This window comes from Pseudomonas batumici, assembly GCF_036585405.1.
Taxonomy (GTDB): Bacteria; Pseudomonadota; Gammaproteobacteria; order Pseudomonadales; family Pseudomonadaceae; genus Aquipseudomonas; species Aquipseudomonas batumici.
The window spans coordinates 1168483-1193173 of sequence record NZ_CP144470.1; the positions used below are offsets into that span (position 1 = coordinate 1168483).

The following is a 24691-nucleotide window of genomic DNA, read 5'->3' on the forward strand; positions in this document are numbered from 1 at the left end:
GAGTGACCATGTTTTCCACCAGTTTGTCCTGGAATGACCTGCTGTTCCTGCTCAACGGCGCCTGGGTCACGCTGCAACTGACCGGCTGGGCGATCCTCCTCGGCTCTTGCAGCGGGCTGTTGTTCGGTTTGTTACGCGCCCTGCTGCCACGCGCCAGCCTGCCCCTGGCCTGGGTGCTGGATGCGTTTCGCAGCATTCCGTTGCTGATCCAGTTCGTGCTGTTCAATTCGCTGAAAAGCATCGTCGGCTTGAACATCAGCGCCTTCGGCGTCGGCTGCATCGTGCTCGGGGTCTACACCGCCGCGTACTTCACCGAGATCGTGCGCGGCGGCGTGCTGTCGGTGCCGCTGACCCTGCGCCGGGCCAGTCGCTCGTTGGGCCTGAGCTTTGTCCAGGACCTGCGCTGGATCGTCCTGCCGATGGCCACCCGGGTGGCGTTCCCCGGCTGGCTGAACCTGGTGCTCGGGGTGATGAAGGACACCGCGCTGGTGATGTGGATCGGCATCGTCGAACTGCTGCGCGCCTCGCAAACCATCGTCACGCGCATCCAGGAACCGCTGCTGGTGCTGTGCATCGCGGGCCTTATCTACTACGTCATGAGCCTGGTGGTCGCTCGCCTCGGCGCTCGTCTGGAAAGAAGGTGGCAAGAAAATGATTGAGATCGACAACGTACACAAATCCTTCGGCGACCTCGAAGTGGTCAAGGGCGTCAGCCTGACGGTGGACAAGGGCGAGGTGGTGTCGATCATCGGCGGCTCCGGCTCGGGTAAATCGACCCTGCTCATGTGCATCAACGGCCTGGAATCGATTCACAAGGGCAACATCCGCGTCGACGGCATCGAGGTCCACGACAAGGCCACCGACCTCAACCGCCTGCGGCAGAAGATCGGCATCGTGTTCCAGCAGTGGAACGCCTTCCCGCACCTGACCGTGCTGGAAAACGTGATGCTGGCGCCGCGCAAGGTGCTCGGCAGGAGCAAGCAGGAGGCCGAGGAACTGGCGGTCCGGCAACTGACCCACGTGGGCCTGGGCGACAAGCTCAAGACCTTTCCCGGCAAGCTCTCCGGCGGCCAGCAACAGCGCATGGCGATTGCCCGGGCCCTGGCCATGTCGCCGGACTACATGCTGTTCGACGAAGCCACCTCGGCCCTCGACCCACAGTTGGTGGGCGAAGTGCTGGACACCATGCGCATGCTCGCCGAAGACGGCATGACCATGGTCCTGGTGACCCACGAAATCCGCTTTGCGCGCGACGTGTCCGATCGCGTGGCGTTCTTCCGCAACGGCCTGGTGCACGAGATCGGCGCGCCCGACCAGGTCATCGGCAATCCCATGCAGCCGGAAACGGCGGCGTTCCTCAAATCGGTCAAATAGGAGCACCCGATGCGCTCATCGAAAATCGTTCACGTGGTCAGCTGCCATGCCGAAGGTGAAGTCGGCGATGTGATTGTCGGTGGCGTCGCCCCGCCGCCCGGGGCCACGGTGTGGGAACAGTCGCGCTGGATCGCCGAGGACCAGACCCTGCGCAACTTCGTCCTCAACGAACCCCGCGGCGGGGTGTTCCGCCACGTCAACCTGCTGGTGCCGGCCAAGAACCCGCGGGCGCAGATGGCCTGGATCATCATGGAGCCGGCCGATACCCCGCCGATGTCCGGTTCCAATTCGCTGTGCGTGTCCACCGTGCTGCTCGACAGCGGCATCCTGCCGATGACCGAGCCACAGACCCGGCTGGTCCTCGAAGCCCCCGGCGGCCTCATCGAAGCCGTGGCCGAGTGCAAGGACGGCAAGGTCCAGCGGGTGGAAATCAAGAACGTCCCGTCGTTCGCCGACCGTCTCGACGCCTGGATCGAAGTCGAGGGCCTGGGTTCGATCCAGGTCGACACCGCCTATGGCGGCGACAGCTTCGCCATCGTCGACGCCCGACGCCTGGGCTTTGCCATTCGCCCCGACGAAGCCAGGGACCTGGTCGAAATCGGCCTGAAGATTACCCGGGCCGCCAACGAGCAACTGGGCTTCGTCCATCCGCTGAACCCCGACTGGTCGCATATCTCCTTCTGCCAGATCGCCGCGCCCGTGGTCTACGAGAACGGCGTCGCCAGCGCGGCCAACGCCGTGGTGATCCGCCCCGGCAAGATCGACCGCTCGCCCTGTGGCACCGGTTGCTCGGCGCGCATGGCGGTGTTGCAGGCCAAGGGTGTGCTGAAGGTCGGGGAGCGTTTTATCGGACGCTCGATCATCGGCTCGGAGTTCCATTGCCGTATCGACTCCCTGACCGAGGTGGCCGGGCGTACGGCGATCTATCCGTGCCTTTCCGGCCGGGCCTGGATCACCGGCACCCATCAATTGCTGCTCGACCCGAGCGATCCGTGGCCGGAAGGCTACCGGTTGTCGGACACCTGGCCCGGTGCCTGAGCGCCAACCCCCCTGCTTGACGGCTGATTGAGACAAACCGGTGGCGCCATGACGGCGCCCGGCGAAAAAACACTGGTCTAATTTTTTCACTTAAAATATCGTATACGAAATACGTTTAACCACTGGAGTGCATCATGAGCAAACGCATCAACTGGAGCGGCGTCTTCCCGGCGGTCACCACTCAATTCAACGACGACTTCTCCATCAACCTGGAAAAGACCCACCAAGTGATCTCCAACGTGATCCGCGACGGCGTCTCGGGCCTGGTGGTGTGTGGCTCGGTGGGGGAAAACACCTCGCTGAGCGCCGAAGAAAAGATCGCCGTGACCGAAGTCGCTGTCGACGCCGCCCGCGGTCGCGTGCCGGTGATTTGCGGCGTGGCCGAGTTCACCAGCGTGCAAGCGGCCAAGGTGGCCAACGCGGTGCGCAGGGCCGGCGTCGACGGCGTGATGCTGATGCCGGCGCTGGTCTACGGCTCCAAGCCCTTCGAGACCGCCGAGCACTACCGCTATGTGGCGAAAAACGCCGACGTGCCGTTGATGGTTTACAACAACCCACCGATCTACAAGAACGACGTGACCCCGGACATCCTGATTTCCCTGGCCGACTGCGACAACGTGGTGTGCTTCAAGGATTCCTCCGGCGACACCCGGCGTTTCATCGACGTGCGCAATGAAGTCGGCGACCGTTTCGTACTGTTCGCCGGTCTCGACGATGTGGTGCTGGAAAGCATCGCGGTGGGGGCCGAAGGTTGGGTCTCGGGCATGTCCAACGTGTTCCCTATCGAGGGCGAAACCATCTTCCGCCTGGCCAAGGCCGGTCGCTTCGCCGAGGCCATGCCGATCTACGAATGGCTGATGCCGATCCTGCACCTCGACGCCCGGGCGGACCTGGTGCAGTGCATCAAGTTGTGCGAAGCCATTGCCGGTCGTGGCAGCGCCCTGACCCGCCCGCCGCGCCTGGCCTTGCCGGAAGCCGACCGGGTGTTCGTCGAGCAGATCATGGCCAAGGCCCTGGCCAATCGTCCGCCGCTGCCGGACGTCGGTCTCTGAGTGATTGCCGGGCGGACCCTTGCGGGTCCGGCCCGGCAGCCTGTCCTTGCACCTCTACAGGAAACGCCAGCATGTCCAACCCTCGAAGTACCTCCCGCGCCACCACCGCTTCAGGACTGAAGCGTGTCGTGGCCGCCGCCATGGCCGGCACTGTCGCCGAGTGGTATGAATTCTTTCTTTATGGCACTGCCTCGGCACTGGTCTTCGGCCAGCTGTTCTTTCGTCAGACCGACAGCCCGGTCGATGGCATCCTCGCCGCCTTCGCCCTGTATGCCGTCGGCTTTCTCGCCCGCCCGCTGGGTGGCCTGGTGTTCGGCCACTACGGTGACAAATTCGGCCGCAAGCGCCTGCTGCAACTGAGCCTGGTGGTGGTCGGCATCACCACCTTCCTGATGGGTTGCCTGCCCGGCTTCGAGCAGATCGGCTACGCGGCACCGGTCTTGCTGGTGGTGTTGCGGCTGATCCAGGGCTTCGCCTTTGGCGGTGAATGGGGCGGTGCGATCCTGCTGGTGTCCGAACACTGTCCGGACAATCGTCGAGGCTTCTGGGCCAGTTGGCCGCAAGCCGGTGTTCCGGCCGGCAACCTGGTCGCCACCATCGCCCTGCTGCTGTTGTCCTCGAATCTGTCGGAGGCGCAGTTCCTTGCCTGGGGCTGGCGCGTCGCGTTCTGGTTCTCGGCGGTGGTGGTGCTGATCGGCTACTGGATTCGCACCAGCGTCGATGACGCACCGATCTTCAAGGAAGCTCAAGCGCGGCAGGCACAGAACAAGCAACAGCAGTTGGGCGTGGTCGAGGTGTTGCGTCATCACTGGCGTGCCGTGCTGGTCGGTATCGGCGCGCGGTTTGCCGAAAACATCCTTTATTACACCGTGGTGACCTTCTCGATCACTTATCTGAAACTGGTGGTGCACAAGGACACTTCACAGGTTCTGCTGCTGATGTTCGGCGCGCACCTGCTGCATTTCTTCCTGATCCCGCTGATGGGCTATCTGTCCGATCTGATCGGACGTAAACCGGTGTACCTGACCGGCGCGGTGCTCACCGCGTTCTGGGGCTTCATCGGCTTCCCCATGATGGACACCGGCAACAACTGGCTGATCATGGCGGCCATCACCCTGGGCCTGGCCATCGAGTCGATGACCTACGCGCCCTACTCGGCGCTGATGGCCGAAATGTTCCCGACCCACGTGCGCTACACCGCGCTGTCGTTGTGTTATCAGGTAGCGCCGATTTTCGCCGGATCACTGGCGCCGCTGATTGCCCTCACCCTGCTCAACCAGTACCACAGCTCGACACCGATCGCCTTCTACCTGGTCGGGGCTGCGCTGATTTCCCTCGTCGCCGTCGGCCTGACCCGCGAAACCCGTGGCAAATCGCTGCACGCCGTGGATGCCGAATCGGCTGCGCGTATCTCTGCCTTCGATGGCGCCGAACTCGCCACGCCACGCCGGGGCGACTCGCTGGCATGAGCTTAATCACAGGAGTTTTCCATGCCCGACATCATCGGCCACAACTACATCGGCGGTGCGCGTAGCGCCGCCGGCAACCTCACCCTGCACAGCCATGACGCCAATACCGGTGAAGCCCTGCCCTTCGTGTTCATGCAGGCCACGGGTGACGAAGTGAACGGCGCCGCCCGAGCCGCCGCATCGGCCTACCCGGTCTTCAGCTCACTGTCGGCCCACCGGCGTGCGGATTTTCTTGACGCCATCGCCGCGCAACTGGATGCGCTGGACGATGAGTTCGTCGCCCTGGTTACCCGCGAGACGGCGCTCCCGAGCGCTCGTATCCAGGGCGAACGCGCTCGTACCAGTGGCCAGATGCGCCTGTTCGCGCAAGTCCTGCGCCGTGGTGATTTCTATGGTGCGCGCATCGACCGCGCCTTGCCCGAACGTCAGCCGCTGCCACGGGTCGACCTGCGCCAGTACCGGATCGGCGTCGGTCCGGTTGCGGTGTTCGGCGCGAGCAATTTCCCGCTGGCGTTCTCCACCGCCGGCGGCGATACCGCTGCCGCGCTGGCCGCGGGTTGCCCGGTGGTGTTCAAGGCCCATAGCGGGCATATGGCAACCGCGGAACAGGTGGCCGATGCGATCATCCGTGCCGCCGAGCACACCGACATGCCCAAGGGCGTGTTCAACATGATCTACGGCGCGGGGGTCGGTGAAGCACTGGTCAAGCATCCGGCGATTCAGGCCGTCGGCTTCACCGGCTCGCTGACGGGCGGACGCGCGCTCTGCGACATGGCCGCCACACGGCCACAACCGATTCCGGTGTTCGCCGAAATGAGCAGCATCAACCCAGTCGTGGTGTTGCCCGAAGCCTTGCACCTGCGCGGCGAAACCATCGCCCGTGAACTGGTGGCCTCGGTGGTGCAGGGCTGCGGGCAGTTCTGTACCAATCCGGGCCTGGTGATCGGCATCGCTTCGCCAAGGTTCAGCGCCTTCACGGCCCTGCTCGGCACCTTGATGAACGAGCAACCGGCGCAAACCATGCTCAACGCCGGCACGCTGCGCAGCTACCGCAACGGTGTGCAGGCCTTGCTCGATCATGCTGGCATCCGTCATCTGGCCGGCCAGCCTCAGCAGGGCAACCAGGCACAGCCACAGCTGTTCAAGGCTGACGTCAACCTGCTGTTCGACGGTGATCCGCTGTTGCAGGAAGAAGTCTTCGGCCCGACCACTATCGTGGTTGAAGTGGCCGACAAAGCCGAACTGCAACGCACCCTACAGTGCCTTCACGGTCAACTCACGGCCACGCTGATTGCCGAGGCTGGCGATCTGCAAGGCCACGGCGAGCTGCTGCCGCTGCTGGAGCAAAAGGTCGGCCGGGTGTTGTTCAACGGCTATCCGACGGGAGTCGAAGTCTGTGATGCGATGGTCCACGGCGGGCCTTACCCGGCCACTTCCGATGCCCGGGGCACGTCGGTCGGCAGCCTGGCCATCGAGCGTTTCCTGCGTCCGGTGTGCTACCAGAACTGCCCGGATACCTGGCTCCCCGAGGCGCTGAAAAACGCCAACCCGCTGGGTATCAATCGCCTGGTGGACGGCACCAGCCACCGCAATCCCCTATGAACCCTTCGCCGGTGATCGGGCGCCCGCTTCCTTGTAATCACTCAGGTTGTCGATATAGACATAAACACACAGAAGATGAACTCCGGCGCGCTACGCACACCGATGTTGTCCCCAACGCCGATCACGAAAGGTCGTAGTTCCAGATGATGCTCAATGTGTCATCAAGCCATTGGTGATAGGCATTGGCGGCTTCGTCCGAGGCATGTACCGAGAAGATGAACCCTGGGTACCCGCCAAATGCCGGAGGGGGTGGTGAAATGTGCCCTGCCTCGAAAAAGGTCACGACCCGTGCGGTTTCAGGATGCTGCTCAACCTTGTCCAGCCCCGAGAAACCGCTGAAACGGCCATCGCCGCGCAGTGGAATGATGTAGTTCGCCGCCACTCTGGCGGCAGGCAGCACATCGGGCAGTGCTGGGGTCGGCAAGCCCAGGGCAGCGGTCATGCACAGTTTTGCGAACGAGACGCCGGTGCTCTGCTCCACCACAAAGTGCGACACGCCCGAGCCACCGATACGAGCGCCGATTTCAATCACATAAGGTTGCTGCCGGGCATCCAGGCGAAGCTCCACATGCGCGGCGCCCATGGTAATGCCCAAAGCCTTCACCCCCTCACGCGCCGCCTCGCACAAGGCAACGATCAACGGATCATCGATATCACGGCGTTGGCGATAGATCGTTTCTTCAAACCAGGGCCCTTCAGGCTGGCCCTTGTCGCCGACTGCCAGGACATGCACGCCTTCGATATCGACAAAGCACTCCACCACGAACTCTTTGCCGGGCAGATACTGCTCGACCACCAGGCCCACGGCCTTGTCCTGATCGTAGAAACGCGCCAGATCCTTGCTCTGGACATCCCAGACGGCCTTGATGAGGCCGGGTAGCTCTTCGGCGCTCCTGGCCAGCATCACACCGGTGCTCGACCAGCCGGAAAGCGGCTTGATCACCAGTGGCAAACCCAGGGCATGGACTTGTGAAAGGTCTTCGGGATTGTCGATGTAGCGAAACCCCGGCGACCTCAAGCCTGCCTCGGCGAACGCCTGACGCATCAGGTATTTGTTGCGCGCTAACGCCGCCACTTCCGGCTCGATGCCAGGCGTACCGATTTTTTTCGCCGCCAGGGCCGTCCAGATGATCGCCTCTTCGCGAACGGTCATGACCCCGCCAATCCCGCGCTCTTCCACTCCGGCCGCGAAGGCTTCCAGAGCCACTTGGGGCTCATCGAAAACCGGCAGTTGCCAGGTCGAGGTGACCGCCGGCAACTGAGCGGGAGCGCTCTCGGTCGTGTCGTAAATCAGTACCAGTTCAATGCCCGCCGCTTGTGCGGCCTCAAATACGAATGACAACTTGGCACTGCGATGGCAAACCAACGCCAGCTTTTTCATTTTATTTCCTCAGTAACCGGGAGTCGTGGGGGGCGGCGCTTCAATTGCCATCCCGAGACACCCGATGCATCGACGAACAACAGGCTGATACCGACCATGACCGCAATCATCGCAATGATTTTCACTGCCCCTAACGCCACCCCGGAGCCGATCAACCACTCACCGGCGACCACGGCGAAAGGCGCAAGCAGGCCGATCGCGTTGGCGTACAGCACGCCGCCTTCGGCCAGGACCTTCTGGTACAACACATAAACCGGAGCCGAGCAGGCAGCCCCCAGAATCAGCACCTTGAGAACATCCTCCAGGCTCAGCAGCAACAAGGGCGCCGGATCAAGCATGAACAAAGGCACGAAGGACGTGGCAGAGATCAGGGTGACCCAGGCCAGCGAGGTGAGCAGAGGCAAATCCTTGAGGTAGCGCTTGGACAGCAGGCCATACACGGCATAGGAAAACGCCGCCACCAATGCCAGTGCAATGCCGGCCGGACTCACCGCGCCGCCTTCATTACCGCTCGCATTGAACGCCAATGCAGCCGCGCTGACGATCAGCACGCCACTGAGCTTCAACCAGGAAAACCCCAGGCTGCGAGACAGGAGACCCAGCAGGTAGGTAATGCCCGGAATAGTCGCAAGGACCATGGTCAGGTCACTGGCCTTCAGCGACTTCAAGGCGCCGAAGCTGCAGGCGAAATACAGGGAGAAGCCCAGGACCGACAGCATGAAAAACCCCGGCAACCTTGAGCGCAGGGGTATGGAGGCCAATGCGGCCCGCTCGCGAAACGCCACGATCAACCACAGGGCAGCCGTCGTCGCCCAAAGCCTGAGCCCAACGGCATGCATCACCGGGATGCTGCCAATCAGGTTCTTGGACAACAGCCAACTGATCGAAAACAGCGCCAGAATGGCAAAGGTGAACAGCAGTAGCCGCCCTTTCAAGGCGTTCAACGAGGTGACTCCCCAAGCACCCGTCGCGCATAGTGCGAGGCAGGGAAATTGAAGCGTGCCTGTGGGTTTTCCGCGTACTGCCCGGTATCGGCAAGATAAGGGGGGGCGCTCCGATAACAGGTAACCAGCTCCAGCCGGAACCCTTCAGGGTCCGGCCCATTGGTTGCCCGTAGCGGTGCCGGCAAGAACAAGGCCTCACCGGGCAAAGGCGCTTTGAAACTGACCAGTGTCTTATCGAACAAGGCCCGCTGATAGATAGTCGGACTACGGGCAGCCGGCATCCTATAACTTCCTTGTAAACGTCCGCCAGACAGCGAACTAACGTCCATGTATGCAATCCATCCGGGACTGCTGCAAGGCAGGAAATCTACTGTAGGCTATTTCCTGGCGCAATATGTAACTGCACAAAGGCGGTGAGAGGAGGAAGTCCCCTCTCCTACTCAGGTCGTACAGCATCGAGTCAGTTCGGATGCGGCGGTCAAGTGAATGCAATACAAACTCACGCCAGCAGCGCCTTCAGATCGTTGTACAGCGCCTCGGGGATCTGCACGCCCTCGACCAGGCTGCGCGCCCGCGCTTCATAACGCCGTTGCGACGGCAGGCGTGCGCCCTGCCCCTGGATGCTTTCGAACAGGACTTCGGCACGGGCCAGATGCTGCTCGGTGGCCGCGCCGAGGAAGCGCTGCGGGTCAAACGCGATGATCAGCTCGCCATGGTACGGCGACGACTTGCTGCCGGCGTCATAGGCCAACGATTCGGCACTGGTCAGGTCACCGATCAACGGCCCGGCGATCAACTCCACCATGGCCGCCAACGCCGACCCCTTGTGCCCGCCGAACGTCAACATCGCGCCGCTATCGAGCACCACGTTCGCATCGGTGCTCGGCTGCCCGTGGGCGTCCACGCCCCAGCCTGGGGGAATCGCCTTGCCGGCGCGCCGATGCAACTCGATATCGCCCCGGGCAATCGCACTGGTGGCGAAGTCGAAGACAAAGGGCGTGTGGCCCGGGCGCGGCCAGCCAAACGCAATGGGATTGGTCCCGAACAGCGGCTGGCTCCCGCCCGCCGGCGCGACCCAGGCATGGCTGGGAGTGCAGGCCAGCGCCACGAGGCCGGCAGCGGTCAGTTGCTCGATCTCGACCCACAACGCGGAGAAATGCACACAGTGATTGATCGCCAGGGCCGCGACCCCGTTGGCCCGGGCTTTCTCCTGCAGCAACGGCAGGCCCGCCTGGAACGCCAACTGGGAGAAACCGCCCGCCGCATCGACACGCACAATCGACGGTGCCTGATCGATCACCCGCGGCTGGGCATCGGCGGCCACCTTGCCGGCCCGGAGCGAATTCACGCACCCCAGCACCCGGTACAGGCCATGGGAGGCGCAGCCATCGCGCTCACCGGCAATCACCGTATCGGTCACCGCACGGGCGTGGGCGAGGTTGAAACCGTTGTGCAGCAAGATGGATTCGGCCAGCTCGCGAGCTTCGGCCAGGGACAGTCGGATCATCATCAGCTCCTTGAACAGACGGTCCAGACTGGCCCATTCCAGGACTTACGGCTTGATCGCTTTAAACCGGCCCCATGACGAATTCGGCATACCGCCGGCGTTGGTAAAAAAGCCCTTGCAAGCATGGTATTACGGTATACCATAATACCTTAAAACCAATAAAAACCCGCTTCAGCCAGCCGAGGTCCGTCCAATGATCGATGCCGCCATCTACAAACAAGTCATGGGCTCTTTCCCGTCCGGGGTCACCGTGATCACCACCCTGGATGACGACGGCCAGGTGGTGGGCCTTACCGCCAGCGCCTTCAGTTCCCTGTCCATGGACCCGGCCCTGGTGCTGTTCTGCCCCAACTACAGCTCCGACTCCTATCCGGTGCTGATCAGGAACAAGCGTTTCGCCATTCATGTGCTGTCCGGCGCGCAGCAGAACGAGGCCTATGCCTTCGCCCGCAAAGGCAAGGACAAGGCCCAGGGCCTCCAGTGGACCTTGAGCGAACTGGGCAACCCGCTGTTGCCCAACGCCAGCGCCATCATCGAGTGCGAACTGTGGCGCGAGTATGAAGGCGGCGACCACGCGATCATGGTCGGCGCGGTGAAGAACCTCATCGTGCCGGAGCCCGATGCCAGCCCGATGATCTATTGCCACGGCAAGATGGGCGCCCTGCCCGCGCTCGCCTGAGCCCGGATGGCGACCGGCAAGCGGTCCTTGCTTCGCGGCAACAATCAGTATTATGGTATACCAACAATTCAGCAGGCGGACCTGCCGGCCAACAACAAAAGACCCGAGGTAAGCGTCATGAAGTTTTCCCTCTTCATCCATATGGAGCGTTGGGACGAAAGTGTCAGTCATCGCCAGTTGTTCGAAGACCTCAGCGAACTGACCCTGATGGCCGAGGCCGGCGGCTTCAGCACCGTGTGGATCGGCGAACACCACGCCATGGAATACACCATTTCCCCGAGCCCGATGCCGCTGCTGGCTTATCTCGCCGCCAAGACCCGGACCATTCACCTGGGCGCCGGCACCATCATCGCGCCGTTCTGGCACCCGTTGCGGGTCGCCGGGGAATGCGCTCTGCTGGACGTGATCAGCAATGGCCGGATGGAAGTCGGCCTGGCCCGTGGCGCCTACCAGGTGGAATTCGACCGCATGGCCGGCGGCATGCCCGCATCGAGCGGCGGCCAGGCATTGCGGGAAATGGTTCCAGTGGTACGCGCCCTGTGGCAAGGCGACTACGCCCATGACGGCGAGATCTGGAAATTCCCCACCTCCACCAGCGTGCCCAAGCCGGTCCAGAAGCCCAACCCGCCGATGTGGATCGCCGCCCGCGACCCGGACTCCCACAACTTCGCCGTGGCCAATGGCTGCAACGTGATGGTCACGCCGCTGATGAAGGGCGACGAAGAGGTGCTGGACCTGAAGAACAAGTTCCAGGCCGCGCTGGACAACAACCCCGAGGTGCCGCGTCCGCAACTGATGGTGCTGCGTCACACCCACGTGCATGCGGTCGATGATCCCGAAGGCTGGAAAGTCGGGGCCACGGCGATCTCGAAATTCTATCGGACCTTCGACGCCTGGTTCGGCAACAAGCAGGTGCCGGTCAACGGCTTCCTGGCGCCGAGCCCGGAAGAAAAATTCGCCGAGCGGCCGGAGTTCGAACTGGAGAATATCCGCAAGAACACCATGATCGGCACGCCGCAGGAAGTGATCGAGCGGATTCGCTATTACCAGGAACTGGGGATCGACGAGTTCAGCTTCTGGTGCGACAACAGCCTGCCCCACGAGGAAAAGAAAAAGTCCCTGGCGCTGTTTATCCAGCAGGTGGTGCCGGCGTTCCGCTGAACCCCGATACACCGCGGGAGCGCCGACCGGCGGCTCCCGCGTTGCCGACCTGACGTCCGCTCGGGCGCGTCGACATGCAGCCTTATGTCACACTGGTCATCGGCGTGCGGGTGATATAGTTCCGTCACCACCTGCCCCACTCTTTCCTCCACCCAGACCATGGTGACGCATTCGATGAATTCTTCCCTTGCACCGGCCCGCGACATCGACGGCAAGGCAATCGCCGCCCAGGTGCTCAATGAAGTCCGCGACGAGATCGCGGAGCTGGCCCGGCAAGCCCTTTTCCCCGCGCTGGCGGTGATCCTGGTGGGCGACGACCCGGCCAGCCAGGTCTATGTGCGCAACAAATTGCTGCGGGCCGAAGAAGTCGGCATCCGTTCGCTGGAACATCGCCTGCCGGAAAGCACCGGCCAGGCCGAACTGCTGCAACTGATTGCCGAACTGAACGCCGACCCGGCGGTGAACGGCATCCTGGTGCAACTGCCGCTGCCCGCGCACATCGAGGAGCATGCGGTGATCCAGGCCATCGACCCGCTCAAGGATGTCGACGGCTTTCATCGGGAGAACGTCGGCGGCCTGGTCCACGGCGCCGAAGTCCTGACGCCCTGCACGCCCAGCGGCTGCATGCGCCTGTTGCAGGAAACCTGCGGTGATCTGCGCGGCAAGCACGCGGTGGTCATCGGTCGTTCGAATATCGTCGGCAAGCCGATGGCGACCTTGCTGTTGCAGGCCGATTGTTCGGTCAGCGTGGTGCACTCGCGTAGCGTCGATGCCCCGGCGTTGTGCCGGCTAGCGGATATCGTGGTCGCCGCCGTAGGTCGCCCACAGTTGATCGATGCCAGTTGGCTCAAGCCGGGCGCGGTCGTGATCGATGTGGGGATCAATCGGATTGAAACCGAGACCGGCACCCGCCTGGTGGGGGATGTCGACTATGCCAGCGCCCGCACGGTGGCCAGCGCGATCACCCCGGTGCCGGGCGGGGTCGGGCCGATGACCATTGCCTACCTGCTGAAGAACACCGTGATCGCCACGCAGTTGCAGCGGTCCCGGTAGCCCCCGGGCTCGGGATGCAGGGCGGATTCAGCCCGCCCTGCGCCCGACCTTCAGCCCGTGCCACGGACTTGGGGGCGCTTCAGCGCTGCTGTGAGGCAAAACGCCCCTTTCCCGCCTGCTTCGCTTCGTACATCCGGCTGTCCGCCTCGCGCAACAGTTGCGTCGCGCTTCTCGGATCATCGCGCCCATACATCGCAATACCGATACTCACCCCCACCTGTACGGTGGCCGAGCCGATCAGGACCGGCTCACTGATCAGGTGAATCAGCTTTTGCGCCAATCGTTCCGCGTCCCGGCCCCCCCCGATCTGGCCCTCCACAACGGCGGTGAATTCATCGCCCGCCAGCCGAAACACCGCATCGGTCTCCCGCAGGCAGGTCTTCAACCTCTCGGCCACGGCCTGGAGCAAGCCATCGCCGACTTCATGGCCGAAGGTATCGTTCACTGCCTTGAATCCATCCAGGTCAAGAAACAGCACCGCCAGGGGAACACCGGTCCGGCGCGCCCTGGCCATCGCGTTGGGCAGGCCTTCGAGCAGGGACCGGCGGTTTGGCAACCCGGTCAGGGTATCGGTCAACGCCTCTTTCTCGCGACGTTCGGCCATGGCCTTGCGCTCGGTAATGTCGTGCAGGAAGACACTGAAAAATCGCTGCCCGTCGATTTCGACAGGGCTGATACGCACCTCGACGGGGAAGACCGTGCCGTCACGACACAACGCCGAGATCTCCAGGCGCTGGCGCATGGCCCGGTCATCGCCGGTGGCGAGATACTCTCGCCAGCCCACCAGTTGGCCCTCATGCATCGCCGCCGGGATCACCAGCTGTTCGAATGACTGACCCAGCGCTTCATCACGGGACCAGCCGAAGGTCGTCTCGGCCATGCGGTTCCAGGCCCTCACCGCCCCGGACTCATCGATACTCACGTAGGCATCACTGGCGTACTCCAGCACCGCCGACAGCTCCGCCTCCCGCTGCCTGAGCTCACGATCGGCCTGCAGCCGTTGAACCATCGTGTGGGAAAGCATTTCGTTGGCCCGCAGCAGCTCGGCGGTACGCTCCTCGACACGCTGCTCCAGGCTGTGCCGCAACGTCATCAGGGACGCCTCGGTTTCCTTTCGCAGCTGGATGTTCTGCACCGTCGCGATGTAATACTCCAGGTCACCGTTCACCGACAGCAGCTTGGCCACATGCAGGTCGACCCAGACAGACGTGCCGTCCTTGTGCCGGTACCTTTTCTCGAGCTGGTAGCGATCGATTTCGCCGTTGGTCAACTGGCGCAGCAGACTCAAGTCGCTGTCCAGGTCTTCAGGGTGGGTGATGTCCTGGAAGGTCAAGCTCATGAGCTCGTCGGCGTCATAGCCGACGATGCTGCAGAATGCACCGTTGACGCTGAGAAAGCGCCCGTTGCCCGCCACTGCCGCGATGCCCGTGGGCGCCAGGGCAAAGGCGGTTTTCAGGCGCGCCTCGCTGGCCGCGAAGGCCGCCGCGGACTGGGTGATGTGCGAGCGGGAAAGCAGCGCGGCCTCGCGCATCTGGAATTCCCGGCTGACCAGCCCGGCAAAATCCTCCAGGACCTGCCGCGCCTCATCGGTGAGAATCCGCGCCTTGTTATCGATCGCGCAGAGCGTACCCAGCGCATAGCCCTCGATGGAACGGATCGGCGCTCCCGCGTAGAAGCGGATATGCGGGTTGCTGAGGACCAGGGGATTGGAAGAAAAACGCGGATCATTCAACGCATCAGGGATCACCATCGTCTGCTCCTGCTCGATGGCAATGGTGCAGAAGGAGATATCCCGGGGCGTCTGCCGGGTGTCCAGCCCGACCCTGGACTTGAACCACTGGCGGTCGCTGTCGATCAGCGAGATCAGCGCAATGGGCATTTCAAGCGTGGCGGCCAACAAGCGGGTGAGTCGATCAAAAACCGGCTCTGTCTCGGTGTCGAGCACCTCCAGAGCGTGCAACAGCTTCAAACGTCCTGCTTCGGTGTGGGGCAAAATGGACGACCTCTCTCAGCTGACTCGTCTGTGTCCTGTCCTTCGGATCGAGAATAGCTCGAAGACAGCTCGCCGCGATCCGTTCTAGGCGTGTAGTGGAGCCGTTGGCCACGGTGAGCACGGCATGCTGGTGACAGCATATGCCAATCTGGGTGGGCTTCAAGAAGGGGATGGTATTAGACTGAGCTGCGTGACGAATGTGGATCGCGTGTCAAATGATCAAAGGATGAGCACGGTGAGTCGTACCCAGCATATCTGCCTGATGGCGACCTATAACCAGTGGATGAATGCCAAGGTCTATGAAGCGGCCAAGGGTTTGCCCGAAGCAGAACTGGGCGCCGACAGAAAAGCCTTCTTCGGCTCGATTCTCGGGACCTTGAACCACCTGACGGCCGGGGACATCGTCTGGTTGAAGCGATTCGCCCAGCACCCGGCGCAGTACCTGGCCCTGGAGCCGGTTCGAGCCCTTCCCGCCCCCAAGCGCCTCGACCAGTTGCTGTTCCCCGGTTTCCAGGAGCTGGCGGCACATCGGGTATGGCTGGACCAGATCATTATCGAATGGTCTCGCTCGGTGACCGAGTCGGATCTGGATCACCCCCTCCACTACGCAAGCATGCAGGGAGTACCGGCGGACAGGAACTTTTATGGCCTGGTCATGCATTTCTTCAACCACCAGACCCATCACCGCGGGCAAGTGACCACCTTGCTGTCACAAGCAGGGGTCGACGTAGGCGCTACGGACCTGGTGGTGCTCATTCCAGACGAACACCACACATGATCACTGGCCGTGCGCCTCTCGTCGCGGTGCCGCGATCGAAGTAGCGCCTTTATTTAGCGGTTGAGCTGGCGGCCTGGCCCAGTCCTTTGTCGTTGTGATCGCCCACCTTGGTGTCCGAGATCGCCGTGGCCTTCGACAGTCCATGCGTCGCTTTAGAGTGCGCGACACCCGACGTCGCAACACCGTGGCCACGAGAAGTCTTATGGCCGCGCCCAGTGTGATGGCCTCTCACGCCATGATCTCGAACCGCCCTGCCGTCATGATCCCGAACCGACTTGCCGATAGCCTTGCCGTCATGATCCTGAACCGACTTGCCAATAGCCTTGCCGTCATGATCGACCTCATGACCTTCAGCGAGCCCCCTGCTATGGGAACTGTCCGAATGACTGGCACCGGCATGACCACCGCTCTCTCCGCCATGGCCGCCATTGCCGTTGCCACCGCCGCCACCACCATTGCCATTGCCACCACCACCTTCCTTGGCATAGGCAGAAGCCATGACGGACAGTTCAGCCGGTAACAAAGGAGCAGCCGCAAACATCATGACGCAGGACATGACAGCTACCAGGTTTCTCTTTTTAAATCGCATGATGGCTTCCATTAAAGTGGTCTTTGCGTCTTCTCTGACACAATTAGTTACGTGTTGTTCAAAGACAGGCGACAGACGGAAGCCTCCATGCCAACTTATTAACGTGAATGCGATCTCTTCTCGTTGATTTGCCATTGGATCAACGCAATGTCAGAGCGGCCCCGTGCAGGCCTCCACTAATTGAAAGCGCCACTCAGCACTTCATAGATGAGCCCACTCGCGATAGACACCAGAATCAGGTCTGTACCCGCCTGTTGCCACTCATAGCCTTCGTAGCGAGGGAGTTGTACCAACAGCCGACCATCCAGTTTTTTCGCAATGCCCGGTGGAAGAGGTTTGCCTCGGGCCAGCTTTTTCTGGATACCCGGCGGCAGTGAAGGCCCGGGGCTCCAGTAATCACGGTACCCGCCTAGTGCCCGAGGACGCGTCCTCGATCAACGCTTGGACCGTAGCCCCACTCACCGCCACCTGATTTCTTGCCTTTGCCGTGGCCGTGGCCGCCTTGATTGCCTTGATCCTGGAAGTCTTGCGAAAAACCCTTGCCGTTTCCCTGGCCATTACCGTTGCCGTTGCCCGGATCAGCCAAAGCACCCGCAGAGCCCGCTACCAGGGCGAAGCACGTCACTACCGCAATAAACGAGCGAGATTTGAACATATCCGTTTTCCCAGAAAGGGGAACATCCCCACTGCAATGTAGACGGCGTTAGGCAAGGAAGTTCCAGATGCCCTGCTACATCCAGTCATGGATGACTGACAAGGTCATTGACTGGCTGTCAACCTAAACATTGTAAATGTTGTTGAGCACAACTTCTCACTGGGGCATCCTTCCCGACGCAAATTTACATGGACAGTAAAATTTGATGCGCTCTTCACCTATGGACGTGCCTATCCCCTGCTCCTGCACGCTCGATACCTCGTTTCATCCCAGCGGTCTGAAAACCTCATTGCGTCTTTATGGACTGGTTCGCATCGTCGGATTCAGCGACACGCCTGCAAGCACACCGGTTGAAATTCTTTGTGCGGCATCCGGCAAAGGAAAGGCCATTCGGTCCTTCGTTTCAAGACTGGACGCTGAGTTGGTCGCCAGGTCAATGCCTGGCACGGGCTATCGTGTCATACCGCTGGCACACTTCGATCCCACCGGATTTATCCAAGAACACCAGGGCTGGCTGACCGTCCACATCACCTGTGGTCTTACCTCACAGCGCGGCACGTTACGGTTGGCAAATGGTGACTTGCCGAGCTTGGGCTGGTTTGTCCATGCCCAGACCGGCCCGTGGGCACCCGGGCGATTCCTGCATTGGGGTGAAGAAGTCGCGCAGACACTGCTTGATGCCTATCGCAGCGTCGGCATGCCCAATTACAACGCCTGGCTCAACCAGCTTGATGATTATTCCGGTCACGCCATGGATGACTGCGCCGAGCTCGCCTGGCAGGCACTCGAGGCCTGCAGTCCACCCCAAGAAAACCACCGAGCCATGTACAACCCAATGGATGAAAGCTGGCGACTTTCAGACGCCCCCGTTGACCTCTACTCCCCCCTTTGAATCCCTGAAAGGACGCTCCCATGAGTGGCAAACCTGCTGCGCGCATCACCGATCCCACCGCGTGCCCAGTTTCGGGTCACGGCACCAATTCGCTGGTAACCGGCTCATCCGATGTGATCTTTGAAGGCCTGGGCGCTGCCCGCCTGAACGACACCTCGGCGTGCGGAAGCCCGATTACCGGTGGCGTCTCTTCAACCGTATTTATCAATGGCGTCAATGCCGCCACCGTCGACAGCGTTGGCGCTCATGGCAATACGGTGACGGCAGGTGCTAGCACTATCATTATCGGTGACACCTTCGTGCCTGCGCCCTTCAGCGGCCTGTTGCCAATGCCAGTGCACTTCAGCGACAAGTTCAGACTGGTCGACGAAGACTCCGGCGAACCGATGCCCAATCACGACTATGCCATCCAACGCGCCGACGGCAGCATTGAACATGGGATCAGTGATGAGTTGGGCTACACCCATATGGTGAGCTCCCACTTGCCTGAAAGCATCAAACTGTTTTGGTAGGGCTGAGGTATGACAGTAGAGCCGGTGGTTCTTCCAGGCAGCAAGGCGGCAAGCCCCTGCTTTATTCCCGATCGGTCAGGCAGAGACCATGAAAGTCTATTTTGGTGGAGATCACAATGACTCATGTGATTAGCAAGAATGGCAAAAAAATGACTCACGTAGCTACAAAAGCGATCACACCAGTCAAAGACACCACTCCAAAAAATGTCTTGCTGCCTGCTAAGCAGCAGAAACGACGAGCCGAAAATGAGGAGTATTTGAAGAATAAGAACGTGAAGGCATTTTTGGATACCATTGCCGAGTCCGAAGGCGGTAACTACCACGCAAAATTTGGCTACGGCTGGGCACCGGGCTATAAAACTGGAAAATGGACTTTTAGTGATGAGTCCACCCATCCCGGTGCGGGCTACGGCGGATCAACTACAGCGTCAGGTAGATATCAAATTACGATAGGCTCATGGAGAGACTATTGCGTTACAGCAATGGGGCTATCTGACTTTACTCCAAATACACAGGATTTGACTGCAATCGAAATGCTTCGAAGAGCGCGTGCAATTGACTCAATCGTAAATGGCGACATTAAAGATGCAGTACACAAAGCATCTGGGAGTTGGGAATCTTTACCGCTGGGCCCCGGCCAAGCTAATCGCCCATTGGGCGGACATCCGTCCGGTCAACCGTATATGCCGTATGACGATGTCGTAACCACCTACAAGAAATTTGGCGGCACTACAAAATGAAACTACACTCTACCGCTTGCATTTTACTTTGCTGCATTAGTATTTTCGCCAACGCAACAGATGTGCCCATCAAAAAAGGAATGACATTTTTAAGTGCCCGAAAAGCATTGCTTAAACATGGTTGGAAGCCAAATTTAACGGATGAAATGGAACCGGGCGGAGCCATGAAAATACTTAGAGACATGGGTGTCAGTGAAGTCGAAAGATGCACCGAGGGAGTTCAATATTGCGAGTTCAATTACAAAAAAAACAAAATTTGCCTGGTCGTCAGCACTACGGGTGAAGAAGTAAAGAACATGATAATTGATGGTTGGGGTTTCAAATGCCCCGAAAAATACTAAAAATGGGATAGTTACGTCAATTTCAGCCGCCACTCTCCGGATCTTACCAAGGGTGAAGTTAATCTGTAATTCAGCCTGAGCAAACAAGCTGCTGACTCGCTCACACCAGAGAACTTTCATCATCCAGCGCGGTGATGTCGAGTATTCAGAGTTTTTGGCGAGCTACAAATCGGCTGGAGGGATTGTCAAATGAAGGCTTCGACACTCGCGCTCGTTGCACTCTATTGCATTGGCACCAGCGCAGCGTTTGCGGATGGCTCGCAGGCGACAAGCGACAGGCGCGGGCCGGCAGGCATCGCCGTCGGTGAGCCCTTGGTCGCAGCCAGGGCCAAGCTCGTCAAACAAGGATGGAAGCCGACGCGGATGCATACCAGCGATGGCTATGAATATAGTGGCGTGGAGCGGGAGCTAGCTGCACGCAAGTTCTTCGAGGTCGATGTCTGCTCTTTTGATAGCTCGCGTTGCATCTTGTTCTACTCAAAGAACGGCGCTTGCCTGCGCGTCGACACCATTGGGGAGCAATTCAATGACATGACGGTTACGCGATGGGCCGATGAGTGTCCTGACGCGCCTCCAAAACCAAGTAAGCGCGGCGCGGGATAGCAACCGACCATTTTGAATGGGACGACATTTGCCAGTACCTGGCCCCGCGCCGAAAATTGCCATCGAATGCCCGCGCCACGAAATAACGGTTAGCGAAAACGTGGCGCGGATGATTCATGACGCTGGCCAGCGCAAAGCGTCTCGACTCGACGCCGAAGAAGCATAACCCACTCTACACGCTGCATCCGACCGCGGAGGGCGGCGCATGCATGGAGATCAAGATTCAGGCGTCGTAGAGCTGGAAGAAGATATCAAGCGTGTCGTTGTTGTGTCCGCCAGAATCCAGCGTGAAACGGTACTGGGTGAACTTGATTTCATTGAATATCGAACTATCCCTTGTAACCCTTACGGGGCCGCCGCTGAGAAAGTTGATGTACTGCTGATTGCCATTCCCACTCCAGAACCACAGTGATATAGGCGTATCCTTGACATTGAACAGGGACACGCTGGCTTTCTCCAGCGTCTGGCGCAGTAACTGCTCTGGAGAGAATTGCTGCAGGCGATTGTAGTCGGATATATAAAGATCGAAGTTACATACCACTGTTTCTCCCGGGCTTGCAATCCCTCTCCCGGTTCCAGATCGCCATTCTGATTTTGTTCCGTTCATCAGCATCGCGATGTCATAGTACAAACCGGTGCTGGCTGTGTGATTTTTAACATAGAACTTGTAAAAGGTGGCTCCGCCACCATTGTTCGTATCGAAAGTCGCCATGGCATTCCCTTGTTTCGATAAGATTGAACGCAGGGAACCAGGGTTTCCCGCGCAGGTTGACGATTGAACTCCATGCTTTCTCGATCACCATCACTTCATCATGGCGTTGGCTTCGTCGCGCCGGGTGACACTCCCTCGTAGGCGCGCCGTGAAGATAGCAGTTGGCCGGCCTGGGGGCACTCGCCGCTCTTTCTGGATAACTCAATAACCGAATCCCAATAGCCCTGATTTCCCATATCGCCTCCCTGATCCGGCCCCATGCCGGCCCATCAAGCAATAGACCACAAACCAACCTCACGCCACCGAATCCGATCACGGAGGACGGCGCATGCATGGAGAAAGTCATGACCGACAAGCAGCACAACGAGAGCAAGCTCGAGCGGGTTATCCGCAAGATCAAGCGTTGCTCGGCTCTCTCGAAAAGCTCCAACGAGAATGAAGCGGCGACCGCCATGCGCCAAGCTCAATCGCTGATGCGCGAGTATCGTCTGACCGAGCTCGATGTCCAGTTGAGCGACATAGGCGAAGCAGAATCGGCGAGCGTTCGTGTCACCCCCGGCTCACCAGATCGCGCTGTACGCCTACGAGACTCTGCTGACAAAGCTCACTGAGGCTCGCAAGGAGTACGCATCAGGTGTGCGAGCTGGGCGCTTGCGCAGCAACTACTCCCCGAAGACCGCGGCGAAGCACTTCGCCATGGCCTGGGTGACCGAGCAGTACATCCGCAGGCGCCGCGGCGCCAAGGTTACGCCGACGAAATGAGCGAATTGCGGACCACGCTCTGAATTGCGGACCAGAAACGACAAGGGCCTACCTGCACAGTCGCACGTAAGCCCTTGAAATAGATGGTGCCCGAAGCCGGAATCGAACCGGCACGCCCTTACGAGCGGGGGATTTTAAGTCCCATGCGTCTACCAGTTTCGCCATTCGGGCGGTAGCGCGGTAAAGCAGTCTACGCAGCGGCTCGTGACGAGCCAGATGGCCGGATAACCTGCCCGCCCATCGGGTGCCTGCGCGACAAGGGGACGAATATATACATCCCCACCCCACGAAGCAAGTTCACTGACGGCAATTTTCAGCACCACACCCATTTCGCAACCAACTGATTTTCAAAGAATTGCAGGCCCGCTCCGCGAACCTGGCCCGCACCTGGAGCCACGACGTGCCTTCCTAGGTCGGCGCCGGCGGGTTTTCATAGGACAGTCGTCAATCTGATATCAGATTGTAATCATTTCATCATAAAGGCCCAGCACAATGGGTCACAGCCGAAGGATCCGGCCCCATCCCAAGAAGCCCGCACATGCGGGCTTTTTGCTGTGTGTAAAGGTAAGTTAACAACTGTCCAAATTATTCGCTATCAATCAAAATGTTTTTATTTCGTTCACGATTTACTCACCAGAACGTTAATTAGCAAGCCACTCATCAACAGCCAGAAACATACCACGCCAAATATTCGACCGCTCAATAAAGAAAACAAAACAGCCGCTCTATCTAATTGAGCCCAATCGAAAAACAACCTAAGCCGCACACTTAAAACAATCCAATCTTATTAATACAAAAATTTAAAAAAATAAAACAATGAAACCTTGCTTGATCCATATAGTTCCTCAGCTAGCCTCCAATGCGCGCAGCAAAGCCTCCGGCCTGAACAACTCCCCCACTGCAATCCAATGGGGAACCCTATCCCTTCAACAAGTACACCCGCTACCACTCGGTTCCGCCATCGAAGTGGATGAGCCTCACCATCGTGAGCACCTAAACGCCTCTGACCTGAGGCCAAAAACCCCGCAGATATTCATCTGCGGGGTTTTCGTGTTTCAAACTCCAAAATCATCGGGACAGCTATTCCTTGCTTGCTCCTGTCAACGTCGGGATTGACAAGGGCAGCATGGTCGCCTAAAAATCGAACCTAGTTGTACGACAACAGACAATAAAAACAACAATAAAAGAGTACCCTTGAATGATCCGAGCCAAAACCCTGCAAAGCCTCGCCAGCGCCGCACTGCTCGCGACCGCCCCACTGACCTGGGCCAATACCTACGTCTACGTTTCCAATGCCATCGACGGCACGCTCAGCAGTTATGAGCTGTCTGCAAAGGGGCAATTGCAGCCTCTGGCCACTACCGAAGCCGGAGCGGGCGTCATGCCCCTGGCGCTGAGCCCCGACCACAGCAAACTCTACGCTTCCATACGCGCCAAACCCTATTCGGTGGCGACCTACAGCGTCGACCCCGCCAACGGCGCCCTCAAGCATCTGAAAAACTCCACCGTTGCCGACAGCCTGGCCTACATATCGACGGACAAGTCCGGTCGCTATCTGTTCGGTGCCTCGTACGGCGAGGACCTGGTCAGCGTCAACGCGATCGATGCCAAGGGCGTCGTGACCGATGATGTACGACAAGTCATCAAGACCGGCCCGAACGCGCATTCGATTATTGTCGATAAAACCAACCGCTTCGTGTACGCCGCCAACCTGGGTTCTGATCAGTACCTGGAGTTCAAGTTCGACGCCGCCAGTGGCAAGCTCACGTCACTGGGCCATGTCGAACTGCCCAAGGGCAGCGGCCCTCGCCACCCGGCCATATCCTCTGACAATCGCTTCCTCTACCTGCTCAGCGAGATGGCCGGCACCGTGACCACGTTCGCCATCGACCCGAAGACCGGGCGCCTGAGTGCGTTGTCCGAAGTCAGTGCAATTCCCGCCGACTCGGGCCTGGTGCGCGGCGTCGTCCGACCGATGATCAAGCCTGGTCAACCGACTCCGCCGCCGCTGGCCAACAACCTGATCTGGGCCGCCGACATCAAGCTCACCCCCAACGGGCGCTTCCTCTACACCTCGGAGCGCACCGGCAGTACGGTCAGTGCATTTTCGGTAGACCGCAAAAGCGGCCAACTGAGCTTCGTGCAGAACATCAAGGTAGAACAGCAACCGCGGGGGATTACCGTCGACCCATCGGGGAAATGGCTGCTGGTCACCGGAGAGAAAAGCCCGGAGGTGGGTGTGTATGCCATTGATCCGCTACAGGGCACGCTCACCCGCAGCTCCAGTGCGCCTTCGGGCAAAGGCGCGAACTGGGTGCAGGCGGTCAGCTACCCCTGAAGCCCCTGGGAGGGGGGTGACCATCCTCGCCCCTCCCCGCTTAGCTCATGAGAGTGTGTAGTCAAACTGGTAGGAATGCTGACCTTCAACGATGTTGATCACCATGCGGCCGACGAGCCCGACAAGCTCCCCAGTAGCCGAATCGGGCACAACGGTAATGGACTGTTCAGGTACGCCTCGGGTCATTGTGGAGCTGTGCTGTAATACAAAGCTGCCAGTACGACCATGAAGCGTACCGGTCACTGTTTCCATCGCCACGTAGCCCGCCGAACCCTGCACGCTGCTACGGAAAGAAAGCATTTCGCCTTGACTGATCGCCACGAGGTCGCCGTGAAATGACTTGCTGATGGACATGCGTCCAAAATCTGTCCCTGCAGCAAGATCGCTGAGGGACTCAGGGTTCAGCTTAACTTCAAAAGGACCATTTGCTTGTGTGCTCATGGAGCGCCTCGCAAAAAAGGAATGGGTTATTTACGTTGCCAGCCTGCTGGTCAGAACTCCAGCCACAGCCTGTGC

The 24691-nt window shown here is 60.0% G+C and carries 23 protein-coding genes, 1 tRNA gene and 2 pseudogenes; 17 read left to right on the forward strand and 9 right to left on the reverse strand.

Going from position 1 to position 24691, the window contains the following annotated elements:
- Nucleotides 1-8 precede the first annotated feature (8 nt).
- The 6 genes from NUH87_RS04890 to NUH87_RS04915 all read left to right on the forward strand — a co-directional run bounded on the left by NUH87_RS04890 (nt 9) and on the right by NUH87_RS04915 (nt 6535).
- Nucleotides 9-659 carry an amino acid ABC transporter permease gene (locus tag NUH87_RS04890; RefSeq protein ID WP_040065054.1) on the forward strand — a complete coding sequence of 217 codons (651 nt, stop codon included), beginning with the start codon at nt 9-11 and terminating at the stop codon, nt 657-659.
- Nucleotides 652-1374 carry an amino acid ABC transporter ATP-binding protein gene (locus NUH87_RS04895; protein WP_040065053.1) on the forward strand — a complete coding sequence of 241 codons (723 nt, stop codon included), beginning with the start codon at nt 652-654 and terminating at the stop codon, nt 1372-1374. Before NUH87_RS04890 ends, NUH87_RS04895 begins: the two co-directional genes overlap by 8 nt.
- Nucleotides 1375-1383: 9 nt before the next feature.
- On the forward strand, nt 1384-2412 hold the full coding sequence (locus tag NUH87_RS04900; protein ID WP_338525001.1) for a trans-3-hydroxy-L-proline dehydratase: 1029 nt from the start codon (nt 1384-1386) through the stop codon (nt 2410-2412).
- A 134-nt stretch (nt 2413-2546) separates the two neighbouring features.
- A complete protein-coding gene (locus NUH87_RS04905; protein ID WP_338525002.1) occupies nt 2547-3464 on the forward strand; it encodes a dihydrodipicolinate synthase family protein in 918 nt (305 codons plus the stop codon).
- Nucleotides 3465-3535: 71 nt separating this feature from the next.
- Nucleotides 3536-4933, forward strand: coding sequence for a fosfomycin efflux MFS transporter AbaF (gene abaF, locus NUH87_RS04910; RefSeq protein ID WP_338525003.1), 1398 nt, complete (start codon nt 3536-3538; stop codon nt 4931-4933).
- 21 nt (nt 4934-4954) lie between these two features.
- Nucleotides 4955-6535: an aldehyde dehydrogenase (NADP(+)) gene (locus tag NUH87_RS04915; protein ID WP_338525004.1), complete on the forward strand. Its 1581-nt coding sequence runs from the start codon at nt 4955-4957 to the stop codon at nt 6533-6535.
- 121 nt (nt 6536-6656) lie between these two features.
- On the opposite strand, the gene NUH87_RS04920 is transcribed toward NUH87_RS04915, so the two are convergent.
- From NUH87_RS04920 to NUH87_RS04930, 3 genes are all read right to left on the reverse strand, one after another.
- Entirely contained in the window at nt 6657-7916 is a 1260-nt protein-coding gene (locus tag NUH87_RS04920; protein WP_338525005.1) for an ATP-grasp domain-containing protein, read from the reverse strand.
- Nucleotides 7913-8860 (reverse strand): DMT family transporter, encoded by a 948-nt coding sequence (locus NUH87_RS04925; RefSeq protein WP_338525006.1) that lies wholly within the window; start codon nt 8858-8860, stop codon nt 7913-7915. The genes NUH87_RS04920 and NUH87_RS04925 overlap by 4 nt, the downstream gene beginning before the upstream one ends.
- A gap of 499 nt (nt 8861-9359) precedes the next feature.
- Nucleotides 9360-10367, reverse strand: a complete 1008-nt coding sequence (locus NUH87_RS04930) for an Ldh family oxidoreductase (RefSeq protein WP_338525007.1) — start codon at nt 10365-10367, stop codon at nt 9360-9362.
- Nucleotides 10368-10560: 193 nt separating this feature from the next.
- Between NUH87_RS04930 and NUH87_RS04935 the strand changes: the two genes are divergently transcribed.
- From NUH87_RS04935 to folD, 3 genes are all read left to right on the forward strand, one after another.
- The gene (locus NUH87_RS04935) at nt 10561-11046 is read left to right on the forward strand and encodes a flavin reductase family protein (RefSeq protein ID WP_338525008.1); all 486 of its coding nucleotides are present in this window, start codon (nt 10561-10563) and stop codon (nt 11044-11046) included.
- A 117-nt stretch (nt 11047-11163) separates the two neighbouring features.
- Nucleotides 11164-12207, forward strand: a complete 1044-nt coding sequence (locus NUH87_RS04940) for an LLM class flavin-dependent oxidoreductase (protein WP_338525009.1) — start codon at nt 11164-11166, stop codon at nt 12205-12207.
- A 174-nt stretch (nt 12208-12381) separates the two neighbouring features.
- Entirely contained in the window at nt 12382-13260 is an 879-nt protein-coding gene (gene folD, locus NUH87_RS04945; RefSeq protein WP_338525010.1) for a bifunctional methylenetetrahydrofolate dehydrogenase/methenyltetrahydrofolate cyclohydrolase FolD, read from the forward strand.
- Between the two features lie 79 nt (nt 13261-13339).
- On the opposite strand, the gene NUH87_RS04950 is transcribed toward folD, so the two are convergent.
- Complete coding sequence (locus tag NUH87_RS04950; protein ID WP_338525011.1) at nt 13340-15229, reverse strand: PAS domain S-box protein; 1890 nt, start codon at nt 15227-15229, stop codon at nt 13340-13342.
- 259 nt (nt 15230-15488) lie between these two features.
- Here NUH87_RS04950 and NUH87_RS04955 point away from each other — a divergent pair, with 259 nt between their 5' ends.
- Entirely contained in the window at nt 15489-16031 is a 543-nt protein-coding gene (locus NUH87_RS04955) for a DinB family protein (RefSeq protein WP_338525012.1), read from the forward strand.
- A gap of 49 nt (nt 16032-16080) precedes the next feature.
- Here the strand turns inward: NUH87_RS04955 and NUH87_RS04960 are convergent, their stop codons facing one another.
- Together NUH87_RS04960 and NUH87_RS04965 are read right to left on the reverse strand one after the other, a co-directional pair.
- Complete coding sequence (locus NUH87_RS04960) at nt 16081-16620, reverse strand: hypothetical protein (protein WP_422393922.1); 540 nt, start codon at nt 16618-16620, stop codon at nt 16081-16083.
- A gap of 176 nt (nt 16621-16796) precedes the next feature.
- Nucleotides 16797-17275 (reverse strand): annotated as a pseudogene (locus NUH87_RS04965) (anti-virulence regulator CigR family protein).
- A 220-nt stretch (nt 17276-17495) separates the two neighbouring features.
- On the opposite strand from NUH87_RS04965, the gene NUH87_RS04970 reads away from it, so the two are divergent.
- The 5 genes from NUH87_RS04970 to NUH87_RS04990 all read left to right on the forward strand — a co-directional run bounded on the left by NUH87_RS04970 (nt 17496) and on the right by NUH87_RS04990 (nt 20363).
- Nucleotides 17496-18167 carry a hypothetical protein gene (locus NUH87_RS04970; RefSeq protein WP_338525014.1) on the forward strand — a complete coding sequence of 224 codons (672 nt, stop codon included), beginning with the start codon at nt 17496-17498 and terminating at the stop codon, nt 18165-18167.
- A gap of 20 nt (nt 18168-18187) precedes the next feature.
- Nucleotides 18188-18679: a PAAR domain-containing protein gene (locus NUH87_RS04975; RefSeq protein WP_338525015.1), complete on the forward strand. Its 492-nt coding sequence runs from the start codon at nt 18188-18190 to the stop codon at nt 18677-18679.
- Nucleotides 18680-18795: 116 nt separating this feature from the next.
- Nucleotides 18796-19419 (forward strand): hypothetical protein, encoded by a 624-nt coding sequence (locus NUH87_RS04980; RefSeq protein ID WP_338525016.1) that lies wholly within the window; start codon nt 18796-18798, stop codon nt 19417-19419.
- Complete coding sequence (locus NUH87_RS04985; protein WP_338525017.1) at nt 19416-19760, forward strand: hypothetical protein; 345 nt, start codon at nt 19416-19418, stop codon at nt 19758-19760. Before NUH87_RS04980 ends, NUH87_RS04985 begins: the two co-directional genes overlap by 4 nt.
- Nucleotides 19761-19949: 189 nt before the next feature.
- Nucleotides 19950-20363, forward strand: a complete 414-nt coding sequence (locus NUH87_RS04990) for a hypothetical protein (protein ID WP_338525018.1) — start codon at nt 19950-19952, stop codon at nt 20361-20363.
- Between the two features lie 223 nt (nt 20364-20586).
- Here the strand turns inward: NUH87_RS04990 and NUH87_RS04995 are convergent, their stop codons facing one another.
- Complete coding sequence (locus NUH87_RS04995) at nt 20587-21075, reverse strand: hypothetical protein (protein ID WP_338525019.1); 489 nt, start codon at nt 21073-21075, stop codon at nt 20587-20589.
- A 344-nt stretch (nt 21076-21419) separates the two neighbouring features.
- On the opposite strand from NUH87_RS04995, the pseudogene NUH87_RS05000 reads away from it, so the two are divergent.
- A pseudogene (locus NUH87_RS05000) lies at nt 21420-21786 on the forward strand (DUF2786 domain-containing protein); the annotation flags it as partial.
- Between the two features lie 135 nt (nt 21787-21921).
- On the opposite strand, the gene NUH87_RS05005 reads toward NUH87_RS05000, so the two are convergent.
- Nucleotides 21922-22008, reverse strand: a tRNA-Leu gene (locus tag NUH87_RS05005).
- A 1027-nt stretch (nt 22009-23035) separates the two neighbouring features.
- On the opposite strand from NUH87_RS05005, the gene NUH87_RS05010 reads away from it, so the two are divergent.
- On the forward strand, nt 23036-24175 hold the full coding sequence (locus NUH87_RS05010; RefSeq protein ID WP_338525020.1) for a lactonase family protein: 1140 nt from the start codon (nt 23036-23038) through the stop codon (nt 24173-24175).
- Nucleotides 24176-24220: 45 nt separating this feature from the next.
- Here NUH87_RS05010 and NUH87_RS05015 read toward each other — a convergent pair whose 3' ends face one another.
- Nucleotides 24221-24616, reverse strand: a complete 396-nt coding sequence (locus NUH87_RS05015; protein WP_338525021.1) for a DUF3224 domain-containing protein — start codon at nt 24614-24616, stop codon at nt 24221-24223.
- Nucleotides 24617-24691: the final 75 nt, after the last annotated feature.

Excerpts from the sequence above, each read along its gene's own strand:
- NUH87_RS04995 (WP_338525019.1), bottom strand. The coding sequence starts at position 21,075 with ATGGCGACTTTCGATACGAACAATGGTGGCGGAGCCACCTTTTACAAG.
- NUH87_RS04895 (WP_040065053.1), top strand. The coding sequence starts at position 652 with ATGATTGAGATCGACAACGTACACAAATCCTTCGGCGACCTCGAAGTG.
- NUH87_RS04905 (WP_338525002.1), top strand. The coding sequence starts at position 2,547 with ATGAGCAAACGCATCAACTGGAGCGGCGTCTTCCCGGCGGTCACCACT.
- NUH87_RS04930 (WP_338525007.1), bottom strand. The coding sequence starts at position 10,367 with ATGATCCGACTGTCCCTGGCCGAAGCTCGCGAGCTGGCCGAATCCATC.
- NUH87_RS04985 (WP_338525017.1), top strand. The coding sequence starts at position 19,416 with ATGAAACTACACTCTACCGCTTGCATTTTACTTTGCTGCATTAGTATT.
- NUH87_RS04990 (WP_338525018.1), top strand. The coding sequence starts at position 19,950 with ATGAAGGCTTCGACACTCGCGCTCGTTGCACTCTATTGCATTGGCACC.
- abaF (WP_338525003.1), top strand. The coding sequence starts at position 3,536 with ATGTCCAACCCTCGAAGTACCTCCCGCGCCACCACCGCTTCAGGACTG.
- NUH87_RS05010 (WP_338525020.1), top strand. The coding sequence starts at position 23,036 with ATGATCCGAGCCAAAACCCTGCAAAGCCTCGCCAGCGCCGCACTGCTC.
- NUH87_RS04915 (WP_338525004.1), top strand. The coding sequence starts at position 4,955 with ATGCCCGACATCATCGGCCACAACTACATCGGCGGTGCGCGTAGCGCC.
- NUH87_RS04935 (WP_338525008.1), top strand. The coding sequence starts at position 10,561 with ATGATCGATGCCGCCATCTACAAACAAGTCATGGGCTCTTTCCCGTCC.
- NUH87_RS05015 (WP_338525021.1), bottom strand. The coding sequence starts at position 24,616 with ATGAGCACACAAGCAAATGGTCCTTTTGAAGTTAAGCTGAACCCTGAG.
- NUH87_RS04890 (WP_040065054.1), top strand. The coding sequence starts at position 9 with ATGTTTTCCACCAGTTTGTCCTGGAATGACCTGCTGTTCCTGCTCAAC.
- folD (WP_338525010.1), top strand. The coding sequence starts at position 12,382 with ATGAATTCTTCCCTTGCACCGGCCCGCGACATCGACGGCAAGGCAATC.
- NUH87_RS04975 (WP_338525015.1), top strand. The coding sequence starts at position 18,188 with ATGAGTGGCAAACCTGCTGCGCGCATCACCGATCCCACCGCGTGCCCA.
- NUH87_RS04980 (WP_338525016.1), top strand. The coding sequence starts at position 18,796 with ATGACTCATGTGATTAGCAAGAATGGCAAAAAAATGACTCACGTAGCT.
- NUH87_RS04940 (WP_338525009.1), top strand. The coding sequence starts at position 11,164 with ATGAAGTTTTCCCTCTTCATCCATATGGAGCGTTGGGACGAAAGTGTC.
- NUH87_RS04920 (WP_338525005.1), bottom strand. The coding sequence starts at position 7,916 with ATGAAAAAGCTGGCGTTGGTTTGCCATCGCAGTGCCAAGTTGTCATTC.
- NUH87_RS04960 (WP_422393922.1), bottom strand. The coding sequence starts at position 16,620 with ATGCGATTTAAAAAGAGAAACCTGGTAGCTGTCATGTCCTGCGTCATG.
- NUH87_RS04970 (WP_338525014.1), top strand. The coding sequence starts at position 17,496 with ATGGACGTGCCTATCCCCTGCTCCTGCACGCTCGATACCTCGTTTCAT.
- NUH87_RS04900 (WP_338525001.1), top strand. The coding sequence starts at position 1,384 with ATGCGCTCATCGAAAATCGTTCACGTGGTCAGCTGCCATGCCGAAGGT.